Genomic DNA, 10,500 nt, shown 5'->3' on the forward strand with positions numbered 1-10,500 from the left:
TTCTAGCGCCCCAGATAGACGTCGATGACGTCCTGATTTGATGTCACGTGATCAAGACTGCCCTCGGCTAACACGGATCCTTCATGCAAAACCGTGACTTTGCAGTTCAGGCGCCTGACAAATTCCATATCATGTTCAACGACCACAACCGCGCGGGTCTTTGCAGCTTGAACCAGCAAGTCTGTGGTATGTTCGCGCTCTTGCGGGGTCATGCCAGCGGCGGGTTCGTCGACCAACAGCAGACGTGGGTCCTGCGCAAGCAGCATGCCAATTTCCAACCATTGCTTTTGCCCGTGGCTCAGTTCACCTGACTTCCGGCTCAGTTCCTGATACAGCCCAATTTCGGTGGCCAGGTCTTCGACCTTCTGCAAATCACTTTTGGACGGACGGTAAAGCAGTACGCCAACCCAGCCACGATTTTTCTTTAGCGCCATTAGTAGATTATCGCGCACGGACTGATCCTCAAAAACCGTAGGCTTCTGAAACTTCCGCCCGATTCCCGCCTGCGCGATTTTTGCCTCGGTCATATCCAACAAAGATACGGACTTTTCACCCCATATGACCCGCCCCTCATCTGGTCGGGTTTTGCCGGTGATGATGTCCATAAACGTAGTCTTGCCAGCCCCATTCGGGCCAATCACGGAACGTAGCTCTGCGTCACCAATCTGGAAGGACAGGTTGTTGATGGCGCGGAACCCGTCGAAGGTAACCGATACGCCACTTACCTCTAACAAGGTGCTCATAGGCTAGCCTCTTTCTCACGCAAAGCGCCTTCATCGGGTCCCAGATTGGCACCATGCCGATCGGGATGACGCTGGTTGGTATACAAGTCGAACAAACCTCCGATACCTTGTGGAGCAAACAGCGTGACCAGCACAAACGAAACACCCAGCAGCACTTGCCACCAGTCGACCCATTTGATCGTGTAAAAGCCAAGCGGAATATCCGGGGCCTGCCCGCCGGTGAACCAGGTGCTCAGTAGGCTGACAAAAGCCGCGCCGATGACCGCACCATACAGCCGGCCCCGCCCGCCGATAGCGACCCAGACGGCCAGATAGATTGAGGCGATGGGGGCCATCTCTTCGGGGTTGATAATGCCAGCCTGCGGATAATATAGCGCACCCGCGATTGCGGCGATGCAAGCCGTCAGGGTGAAGACAGCCAACTTGTAGGCTTCGACCGAATAGCCGAGGAACCGAACCCGCGCCTCGTTGTCTCGAATGCCGCGCAGGACTGAGCCGAACTTGCCCGACACGATCCATGCCGCAAGCATGTAACCCAGTCCCAACGCCAAAGCCGAAGCCCATAGGAACCAGAGCGAAACAACGTCTTGAGAGACAGTGACACCGGGCAGGTTCTGCAAGCCGGACAAGCCATTATTGCCGCGCAAACCGCTGTCGTTCTGAAACAGATACAAAGCCAGAGCCAGCGTCATTGCTTGCGTCAGGATCGACAGATAGACGCCGGTCACTCGACTGCGGAAGGCCAGCCAACCAAAGATCAGTGCCAGCAGGCCAGGCACCACAACGACCAGTATCAACTGCAGAGTCAAGCTGTGCGAAAACGCCCAGATCAGCGGGAATTCGGATGATCCGACTACGCCGAAAATCTGCGTGCCGATGGCGTCCACAACTTCGGCAGGCGTTGGCGGGATGTCGGCTTGTGACAATGACTCGACCACGATCAGCCGAGTGCGTTCGTACATCAGCCACATGCCGATCATATAGCCACCGAGCCCGAAGAAAGCGAAATGGCCTAGTGATAGAATGCCGGTGAAACCCCAAACCAGATCCATCGCGACAGCGATCAAACACAGGCACAGGGTCTTGCCCAGCGTTTTGACGAAACTGGTTGAGATCACACCGAGCCCGAACCCTTCGGACAGGACAGTTACACACAGCGTGAACAGCGACAGGATGGCCAGAAAGACCAGTACAGATGGGTTCTTGACGACAAAACTACGTTCCATGGCTCAATCCCCCGCCGCGCGACCTTTGAGGGCAATAATGCCTCGTGGTCGGAATTGGATGAAAATGATGATGAAGATGATCATGTAGGTTTGCGCCGCGAGGGTATTCGACGGGTTCATCCACTCGATCCCTTTTTGCAGGAACCCGATCATCCCGGCGCCTGCCAGCGCGCCCCAGATGTTGCCGACACCACCGACAACCACGGTCATGAAACTTTGCACGATGTAGTCGTTGCCCAGATCCGATGTGACTTTGGCAAAAAGGCCAATGGCCACACCCGCGATCCCAGCAATGCCGGAGCCGAGACCGAATGTCAGCATATTCACCCGCCCCGGGTTGATACCCATCGACCCCGCCATGCGAGGGTTCTGCGTGACCGCACGCATCTCAAGCCCCAACCTTGTACGTTTCATGATGTAAAGGAACAGCGCCAGAAAGATCAGCGCCAGTACGAAGATCGCAATACGGATATAGCTGATCGAAACCACATCGTTCATCACCCACGCCCCGTCCAGCCAACCCGGAGCAGTCAGAGGGCGGGCCTGTGTGCCAAAGATGTTCTTGGCAAGTTGCTGCAAGGCAATCGAGATACCAAAAGTCGCCAGCAGTGTTTCCAACGGGCGGGCATAAAGCCAGCGGATCACCAGGCGCTCCATGGCGACGCCCATGGCAAACGTGACGGCAAAGGCCATTGGGATGGCAACGATGATCGATACCGTATGGTCGGGGACGAACTGCTGAACGACGTACCCCGTATAAGCGCCCATCATGATGAATTCGCCATGGGCCATGTTGATTACACCCATCACTCCGAAAGTGATGGCCAAACCAATTGCGGCTAGGAAATAAATCGAGGCCAGAGAGACCGCGTCCAACGTCAGGTCGAGCGTCTGGTTTAGGCCAACTTTTAGTTCGATCTTCTTTAGCGCTTTTTCGGCAGCGGCGGTTACTTCGATGGACGGCTCGGCATAAGTCTCAAAGAACACATGCGCACCCAGCGCCGTGTCGATATCGGCCTCAGTAACCAGCGCAGGAACAAGTCCGGCTTCAGCCAAAATGCTGTAGGCTTGCGTGCGCGCAGTGTTGTTGTTCAGTTGCGCGACCGGGACACCCCGTACGCGACCACCGTCGATGTTCGCAGCCAAAGCCAGGCGGATGTCGTCAGGCAACACATGGGGCGCAGCCAAGTCACTCGCGACCAACAGGTGGTATGCGTCATCCCGCGACAAAGCGTCTGATCCGGGTTCCAAAATGATGGCGACGTTAACATCCGATGGCAGGTCCGCAGCGGTCTTTCGTGAGGTCACGAGTAACGGGTTCAGCGCCGCGCGGACGTCGACACCCAGATCGTTCGACATTTCTTCAATTGCAGCCACGCGGGCCGCAACGTCTTCGTCATATCCAATCGTCAGCAGCCGTTCGAGCCGTTGCTTCTGGGCCTTCAAATCCACATCTGGCTCATCCTCGATCGAGGCACGAAGAGGTTCGAGCAGTGCGCCCTCGGGATCACGTTGAATGGACTTTAGTGCGGCTAGGCGCTTCTTTCGATCCGGGTCGGTCAACTGAAACTGCACCAGAGCTGTCCCGATCATAGCGCGGACACCGCTGTTGGGTTTCAATTGCTTCAGGTCGGATTTCTCAAACGTGCCGACCACTTCACCCGTGTCGAAATCGGTCAGTTCGTACAACCGCCCTTCGGCCTTTGTTCCGGCAAAGAACAGACCGTCAGACTTACGCATCCACATGTCTTTGGCGACCCATGTCTCAAGCATCACCTGCGCTTGCGGCAGCCCACTGGCGGCAAGCGCATCAATCGCCGGTTTGATCGTCTTGCGCGAACTTTTGACAATGATCTCCTGATGATCCTGCAAGATCGGCTGCAGGCCACCCTCTTGCGCGTTGGCGTTCAGGCAGGCGAAGAGAATTGCCAGGCCCGCAAGGAATAGTCTTAACATGTGGTGAAACCCGCGTGTCTTTGGGCAAGGCGGGCGATCACACCCGCCTTGCGTACGATTTAGTAGTTCGACAAAGTCTGAACGCAGCTCTCGGTCTCGGTGTTGTACATACCGCAGCCGAGATCTTTCCAATCCGATTTCAGCACTGCCGATTCAGGCAGGAAGTCGGTCCATGCATCGCCCGGCACAACGTCCGTTTCGCTGATGATGTCGAACTGGCCGTCTTCCTGAATCTCACCAATCAGAACCGGCTTAGCCAGATGGTGGTTCGGCAACATCACAGCAGTACCTCCGGTCAGGTTCGGGAATTCCTGCCCGTACATGGCGGCGCGCACAGCGTCTACTTCGGTCGAGCCGGCTTCGGTCGCGGCATTCACCCACATGTTGAAGCCGATAAAATGCGCCTCCATAGGATCGTTGGTCACCCGTTCGTCACCCATAGTCGCTTTCCAGGTTTCGACAAATTCGGCGTTCACATCAGTATCCGCCGACTGGAAATAATTCCAAGCCGCCAAATGGCCGACGAGGTTCGCGGTATCCAGACCGGACAGTTCTTCCTCACCAACCGAAAAGGCCACGACAGGAATGTCATCTGCCGAAACACCAGCTGCGGCCAGTTCTTTATAGAAACCAATGTTGGCGTCTCCGTTGATGGTCGAGATCACACCAACCTTTTTACCATCTTCGCCTAGTGCAACGACGTCAGATACGATCTTGGACCAGTCAGAATGGCCAAAGGGGGTGTAGTTGACGAAGATATCCGCGTCCGCGATATCCTTTTGCTTAAGGTAGCTTTCCAGAATATTGTTGGTGGTCCTGGGATAGACATAGTCCGTGCCAAGCAGAGCGAATTTCTCGACCCCCAGTTCCTCCAGGAAATAATCGGTCGCTGGGATCGCCTGCTGGTTCGGGGCCGCACCAGTGTAAAAGACATTTTTAGAGCTTTCTTCGCCCTCATACTGAACCGGATAGAACAGCAGACCGTTCAGCTCTTCGATCACCGGCAGTACAGATTTGCGGCTGACCGAAGTCCAGTTACCAAAGATCACATCCACCTCGTGGACGGTCAGCAGCTCACGCGCTTTTTCCGCGAACAGCGGCCAATCAGATGCGGGATCCACAACAACGGCCTCAAGCTGCTTGCCCAAAAGACCACCTTTGGCGTTTTGCTGGTCGATCAGCATCAGCATGGTGTCTTTCAGAGTAGTCTCCGAGATTGCCATCGTGCCCGACAGCGAATGCAGCACGCCAACCTTGATCGTGTCTTCGGCAGACAAGGCAGCGGTGGCTATGGCAGCAAAGACAACCGATCCGGCGAGCGTGGATTTGAGCGATTTCATGTAATCCTCCTGGCGGGGCCGGGAGAGAGGGCTTGCGCAAAGGCACACTCTTCTTCTACCTGATCCCCGCAACTGTTGTTGCGTTCCGTGTGGCGGTTGTGTTCGAGGTCCAATTCGCGCAGCCGTCACACACCCCCGGGTCATCTCCGCGGTGGCACCCATACGGTTTCTGCATTGCAGCAAGGTTGGCAACTTACCTTTAGCCCAATTTGGGAAATCGGCGAGAAGCGCATATTTTTTCATCTAAGTCGGAGGTTTCTGTCTAAAATTTAGACACACGATGTGGAAATAAGCAGATTCCGACACTGCAGATTAGTGTTCCGACACTTCAATAGAGAAACAGGTGGCACCAAACGACGCGCTAAAGGTGCCCTATTACACAAGTTGCAGCCATATTGCCCACGCACAGCGCGGTACCGCCACGTGCTGCAGGCACTGTCAGCTTAAGCACCAAGCAATTGGGCAACAGGACTGTGCTGGACAGATTTCGCCAGTCTGGGTCCTTTAAATGCCTGTTCCCCAGAACGATCCCACCTGATCTTGATGCGGTTCTTCTGAACACGGCGGGCGGCGTGACCGGAGGCGATTCATTCCGATTTTCTTGCAAGGCAGCAAAATGCACGGCGCTGACTTTGACGACACAAGCCTGCGAGCGCGCCTACAAAGCCCAGCCCAAAGAATGGGGCCAGATTACAAACCATTTGACGGTTGAGGATGGCGCTCGGCTGAACTGGCTGCCGCAGGAAACCATCCTGTACAACGGCAGTGCTTTGGACCGACGCCTCAGGATCGACATGGGGCTTGATGCTGAAATGCTGATGGTCGAGCCGCTGGTCTTTGGGCGCATTGCCATGGGCGAGACGCTGACCGGCATCCGCTTGCGCGATAGAATCGAGATTCGCCGCGAGGACACGCCAGTGTTTCTCGAGGCGATCAGGTTCTCAGGTGATTGGCATACGCATTTGTCCAAGCCGCATATTGCGAACGGCGCAGGGGCGATGGCGCTAATCGTCTTAGCGTCGAGTTCCGCCGAAGGTCATCTGAAACCTGTCCGGGAAATGCTACCGGACACCGCCGGGGCAACCCTGATCCGGAAAGACCTATTGGTCATTCGCATTCTGGCGGACAACAGCTTTGCACTGCGCCGAACGCTGATACCAGTTCTACGCCGACTGAACAAAGACACATTGCCCCGATGCTGGATGCTCTGACATGAACCTGACCCCTCGTGAAAAAGACAAACTGCTGGTCGCCATGGCCGCCGAGGTTGCTCGCAAACGACTGGCCCGCGGCGTTAAGCTGAACCACCCCGAGGCTATCGCCTTGATCACCGACGCCGTGGTCGAAGGCGCGCGCGACGGCCGTTCGGTCGCCGACATGATGCAAGCCGGGGCTGAAGTGATCTCCCGTGACCAATGCATGGAAGGCGTGCCCGAGATGATCCACGAGGTACAGGTCGAAGCCACTTTCCCGGATGGCACAAAACTCGTGACTGTCCACAACCCCATTCGCTAATTTTCAAAGGAGTTCTCCATGAACCGTATGCTGTTTCCCGCTCTCATTCTGGCTGGTCCGGCCATGGCCCATTCGGATACCCAAGTTCACGCCCATGGGAGTGATTACGCCGCGCTCGCAGTTGGGTTGGCTTTGATTGCGGTCATCGCCATTACCATGATTTTGAAGCTGCCGAAATGATCCCGGGGGAGATCATTCCGGCCGAAGGCTCACTGACGCTGAACGCAGGACGCAGCAGCCGTCTTGTTATTGTCGCCAATACCGGCGACCGACCAATACAGGTCGGCAGCCACTACCATTTTTCCGAAGCAAACCCGGCTCTGGATTTTGATCGGTATGTAGCTTTGGGTATGCGGCTGGACATCCCGGCGGGCACTGCGGTGCGATTTGAGCCAGGCCAAACTCGCGAAGTTATGCTGGTGCCATTTGACGGGCGCCGGCACATCTACGGTTTCAATATGCATATCATGGGGGCTTTGAAAGATGCCGGGCAAGATCAGTCGGAGTGACTATGCCTCCATGTTCGGCCCCACGGTCGGCGACAAAGTACGATTGGCAGATACTGATCTGATCATCGAAGTAGAAAAAGACCTGATCGTGGAGCGCGCAACGACTGCGCGTTTCAGCGAGACCGGCCACCGCGAAGATGTCTATGGTGAAGAGGTTAAATTCGGTGGTGGCAAAGTCATTCGCGATGGGATGGGGCAGTCACAGGCCACGCGTGCCGAAGGCGCCGTGGACACGGTGATCACCAATGCTCTGATCGTGGATCACTCGGGTATTTACAAGGCGGATGTCGGCCTAAAGGACGGGCGCATCGCCAAGATCGGCAAAGCCGGAAATCCGGATACGCAGCCCGGTGTAGACATCATCATCGGCCCCGGCACAGAGGCCATCGCTGGCGAGGGTCGCATCCTGACGGCTGGCGGGTTCGACAGCCATATTCACTTCATCTGCCCTCAACAGATAGAGGACGCGCTGCATTCTGGCCTGACAACCATGCTTGGTGGTGGCACCGGCCCGGCACATGGCACTTTGGCGACCACATGCACACCGGGCCCATGGCACATCGGCCGGATGTTGCAGGCGGCGGATGCTTTTCCCATGAATCTTGCTTTTGCGGGCAAAGGAAATGCTTCGCTTCCCGCTGCTTTGGAGGAACAGGTAAGAGCCGGGGCTTGTTCCCTGAAACTGCACGAGGACTGGGGCACGACTCCTGCGGCCATCGACTGCTGCCTTTCGGTCGCTGACGCGATGGACGTTCAGGTGATGATCCACACCGACACGCTCAACGAATCCGGGTTTGTTGAAAATACAGTTGCCGCGATAAAGGGCCGTACTATCCACGCTTTCCATACCGAAGGCGCGGGCGGCGGCCACGCCCCCGACATCATCAAAATCTGCGGTGAGGACCATGTCCTACCCTCCTCTACCAACCCGACGCGGCCCTTTACGGTAAACACGGTAGAAGAACATCTCGACATGTTGATGGTCTGCCATCACCTCGACAAATCCATCCCCGAGGACGTGGCCTTTGCTGAAAGCCGCATTCGGCGTGAGACCATCGCGGCTGAAGATATCCTGCACGACATGGGCGCGTTCAGCATCATCGCGTCCGACAGTCAGGCTATGGGCCGCGTGGGCGAGGTGTTGATCCGTACATGGCAAACCGCTGACAAGATGAAGAAACAACGAGGCCGTCTGCCGGAGGAATCCGGTGACAACGACAACCTGCGCGTTCGCCGTTACATCGCCAAGTACACGATTAACCCTGCCGTTGCTCATGGCCTCAGCCACGAGATTGGCAGTATCGAGGAAGGAAAACGCGCCGACCTGGTCCTATGGGACCCAGCCTTTTTTGGAGTGAAGCCTGAGATGGTTTTGCTGGGCGGCACAATCGTTTGTGCACAGATGGGTGATCCGAATGCTTCGATTCCTACCCCGCAGCCGGTTTATAGTCGGCCAATGTTCGGTGCCTATGGTCGATCCGTTGAAAACTCGGCCATCACCTTTGTTTCGCAAGCCGCGCTGGCGGACGGGATCGGTGATACACTTGGATTGGCAAAGCAGACTGTCGCTGTCCAAAACACGCGTGAGATTGGCAAACAGGATCTTCTGCTCAACAACGCGACACCTCATGTCGAAGTTGATCCAGAAACCTACGAAGTCCGGGCAGATGGCGAATTGCTGACCTGCCAACCCGCCGAAGTGCTGCCAATGGCACAGCGATACTTTATGTTCTGACTAAAAATTATGCTGCATTGCACCGCGCGCAACCCAGAAATGACCAAACACCCACTTCAAAGTGAGGCCGATATGACAGATATTAATGCCCAAGGGAGGACCAACGTTTACGAGGGTCCAAATGGCACACTCAGCAACACAATCTCACGCACGCTTTTCGCTGCCCGGTCTGATCGCGTCCATCGCAGCATCAGTCTACGGGGCTCTGATCAGTGTGGCCGAAGCTCAATCACGCGTTCGGCAAGTCGAATTCCTGCAATCGCTCAGCGACGAAGAGTTGAAAAAACGCGGCCTATCACGCGAACGGATCGTGCACCGGGTGTTTGCGGATTTAATCTGGCTCTGACCATTTCTGCTCCAGAGGAGGCGACGGTATGACCGCCCTGCTCTGCACCGCACGCCGTTACTCGGATCATATGCACGGCGAGTCCGCAGATTGCCTGTCTCTGACTTATGACGATCGGTTTTTGCGTCGCAAGGTTCTGACCTGTGAAAGTGGCGAACAAATTCTCGTCGATCTGTCGCAAACCACCTCGTTGAACCACGGTGGCACGTTGGTTCTGGACGACGGTCGCGAAGTAGAAATACAGGCTGCACCCGAAGCACTGCTAGAGGTTTCCGCTCCGGACCTGACACGCATCGCGTGGCATATCGGCAATCGCCACACGCCCTGCCAGATCGAAAAGGATCGTCTGCTGATCCAGGTCGATCATGTGATCCGAGACATGCTTTTGAAAATCGGAGCCACAGTGCGCGAGGTGCACGAACCGTTCAACCCCGAAGGCGGAGCCTATGGCCATGGCAGGACACATGGCCACGCCCACTGACGCCGATATCCTGACTCTGACCCAGTGGTTGTCTCCGGCATACCCTGTGGGGGGCTTTGCTTATTCTCATGGGTTGGAAGCTGCAATTGACGAAGGAGCGGTCGCCAGTTCCCAAGACGCCGAAGCCTGGATTTCAGATGCGCTGGAACACGGATCTGGATGGAATGATGCTCTGTTCGTGGTGTCCGCATACGACGCGCGGGACAAAGATGAACTTTTCAGCATCGATGCCAAGGCACGGGCTATCTGCGCGTCATCCGAAAGGAAAATGGAAACCGAACTGCTGGGACAGGCGTTCGGGACTGTCACAGGAGATGTCTGGGATTTAGATATCCAACAGCTTTCCTACCCAGTGTCGGTGGGCCACGCCGCGCGTCTGCAAAACCTCCCCCTACTACTGACGACGAAGATGTATTTACAAGCATTCGCAAGCAACTTGGTCGCTTGCGCAACGCGTCTTGCGCCGCTGGGGCAAACCGACGCTCAGAAACTGATCCGTAATTTGACACCGCAATGTGCTCATATCGCCGAAAAGGCGCAATTGGCAGGTTTAGAAGAACTAAGTTCGACTGCGTTCCTGACGGACATCGCGTCGATGAGACACGAAACACAGTATTCAAGGATATTCCGAACATGAGCAGTATGAACG

The 10,500-nt window shown here is 56.0% G+C and carries 12 protein-coding genes; 8 read left to right on the forward strand and 4 right to left on the reverse strand.

Annotated elements, in window-relative coordinates; genetic code table 11:
* Positions 1-2: 2 nt before the first annotated feature.
* The 4 genes from urtD to urtA are packed head-to-tail and all read right to left on the reverse strand — an operon-like array spanning position 3 to position 5,265.
* Positions 3-743 (reverse strand): urea ABC transporter ATP-binding protein UrtD, encoded by a 741-nt coding sequence (urtD, locus tag AC2FLA_RS20800; protein ID WP_282118839.1) that lies wholly within the window; start codon positions 741-743, stop codon positions 3-5.
* Complete coding sequence (urtC, locus tag AC2FLA_RS20805; RefSeq protein ID WP_496724927.1) at positions 740-1,969, reverse strand: urea ABC transporter permease subunit UrtC; 1,230 nt, start codon at positions 1,967-1,969, stop codon at positions 740-742. Before urtC ends, urtD begins: the two co-directional genes overlap by 4 nt.
* A gap of 3 nt (positions 1,970-1,972) precedes the next feature.
* On the reverse strand, positions 1,973-3,925 hold the full coding sequence (urtB, locus tag AC2FLA_RS20810) for an urea ABC transporter permease subunit UrtB (protein ID WP_496724929.1): 1,953 nt from the start codon (positions 3,923-3,925) through the stop codon (positions 1,973-1,975).
* 59 nt (positions 3,926-3,984) lie between these two features.
* Entirely contained in the window at positions 3,985-5,265 is a 1,281-nt protein-coding gene (urtA, locus tag AC2FLA_RS20815; RefSeq protein WP_496724931.1) for an urea ABC transporter substrate-binding protein, read from the reverse strand.
* A gap of 395 nt (positions 5,266-5,660) precedes the next feature.
* Here urtA and AC2FLA_RS20820 point away from each other — a divergent pair, with 395 nt between their 5' ends.
* The 8 genes from AC2FLA_RS20820 (at position 5,661) to AC2FLA_RS20855 (ending at position 10,488) form a co-directional block, all read left to right on the forward strand.
* Entirely contained in the window at positions 5,661-6,476 is an 816-nt protein-coding gene (locus tag AC2FLA_RS20820) for an urease accessory protein UreD (RefSeq protein ID WP_496724933.1), read from the forward strand.
* Between the two features lies 1 nt (position 6,477).
* Positions 6,478-6,780, forward strand: a complete 303-nt coding sequence (locus AC2FLA_RS20825) for an urease subunit gamma (RefSeq protein ID WP_058272437.1) — start codon at positions 6,478-6,480, stop codon at positions 6,778-6,780.
* Positions 6,781-6,798: 18 nt separating this feature from the next.
* Entirely contained in the window at positions 6,799-6,960 is a 162-nt protein-coding gene (locus AC2FLA_RS20830) for a hypothetical protein (RefSeq protein WP_472724462.1), read from the forward strand.
* On the forward strand, positions 6,957-7,289 hold the full coding sequence (locus AC2FLA_RS20835) for an urease subunit beta (protein ID WP_496724935.1): 333 nt from the start codon (positions 6,957-6,959) through the stop codon (positions 7,287-7,289). Before AC2FLA_RS20830 ends, AC2FLA_RS20835 begins: the two co-directional genes overlap by 4 nt.
* Positions 7,264-9,024, forward strand: coding sequence for an urease subunit alpha (gene ureC, locus AC2FLA_RS20840; protein ID WP_496724937.1), 1,761 nt, complete (start codon positions 7,264-7,266; stop codon positions 9,022-9,024). The genes AC2FLA_RS20835 and ureC overlap by 26 nt, the downstream gene beginning before the upstream one ends.
* Before the next feature lie 121 nt (positions 9,025-9,145).
* Complete coding sequence (locus tag AC2FLA_RS20845) at positions 9,146-9,370, forward strand: hypothetical protein (RefSeq protein WP_496724939.1); 225 nt, start codon at positions 9,146-9,148, stop codon at positions 9,368-9,370.
* 28 nt (positions 9,371-9,398) lie between these two features.
* Positions 9,399-9,851 carry an urease accessory protein UreE gene (gene ureE / locus AC2FLA_RS20850; RefSeq protein ID WP_058272433.1) on the forward strand — a complete coding sequence of 151 codons (453 nt, stop codon included), beginning with the start codon at positions 9,399-9,401 and terminating at the stop codon, positions 9,849-9,851.
* Entirely contained in the window at positions 9,823-10,488 is a 666-nt protein-coding gene (locus tag AC2FLA_RS20855; protein ID WP_496724941.1) for an urease accessory protein UreF, read from the forward strand. The genes ureE and AC2FLA_RS20855 overlap by 29 nt, the downstream gene beginning before the upstream one ends.
* The last annotated feature ends 12 nt before the right edge of the window (positions 10,489-10,500 follow it).

This window comes from Ruegeria sp. CDSA033 (assembly GCF_059612305.1).

What these genes read in the sequence shown, in the direction of transcription:
- urtD (WP_282118839.1), bottom strand. Translation starts at nt 743, where the DNA reads ATGAGCACCTTGTTAGAGGTAAGTGGCGTATCGGTTACCTTCGACGGG.
- urtC (WP_496724927.1), bottom strand. Translation starts at nt 1,969, where the DNA reads ATGGAACGTAGTTTTGTCGTCAAGAACCCATCTGTACTGGTCTTTCTG.
- urtB (WP_496724929.1), bottom strand. Translation starts at nt 3,925, where the DNA reads ATGTTAAGACTATTCCTTGCGGGCCTGGCAATTCTCTTCGCCTGCCTG.
- urtA (WP_496724931.1), bottom strand. Translation starts at nt 5,265, where the DNA reads ATGAAATCGCTCAAATCCACGCTCGCCGGATCGGTTGTCTTTGCTGCC.
- AC2FLA_RS20825 (WP_058272437.1), top strand. Translation starts at nt 6,478, where the DNA reads ATGAACCTGACCCCTCGTGAAAAAGACAAACTGCTGGTCGCCATGGCC.
- AC2FLA_RS20830 (WP_472724462.1), top strand. Translation starts at nt 6,799, where the DNA reads ATGAACCGTATGCTGTTTCCCGCTCTCATTCTGGCTGGTCCGGCCATG.
- AC2FLA_RS20835 (WP_496724935.1), top strand. Translation starts at nt 6,957, where the DNA reads ATGATCCCGGGGGAGATCATTCCGGCCGAAGGCTCACTGACGCTGAAC.
- ureC (WP_496724937.1), top strand. Translation starts at nt 7,264, where the DNA reads ATGCCGGGCAAGATCAGTCGGAGTGACTATGCCTCCATGTTCGGCCCC.
- AC2FLA_RS20845 (WP_496724939.1), top strand. Translation starts at nt 9,146, where the DNA reads ATGGCACACTCAGCAACACAATCTCACGCACGCTTTTCGCTGCCCGGT.
- ureE (WP_058272433.1), top strand. Translation starts at nt 9,399, where the DNA reads ATGACCGCCCTGCTCTGCACCGCACGCCGTTACTCGGATCATATGCAC.
- AC2FLA_RS20855 (WP_496724941.1), top strand. Translation starts at nt 9,823, where the DNA reads ATGGCAGGACACATGGCCACGCCCACTGACGCCGATATCCTGACTCTG.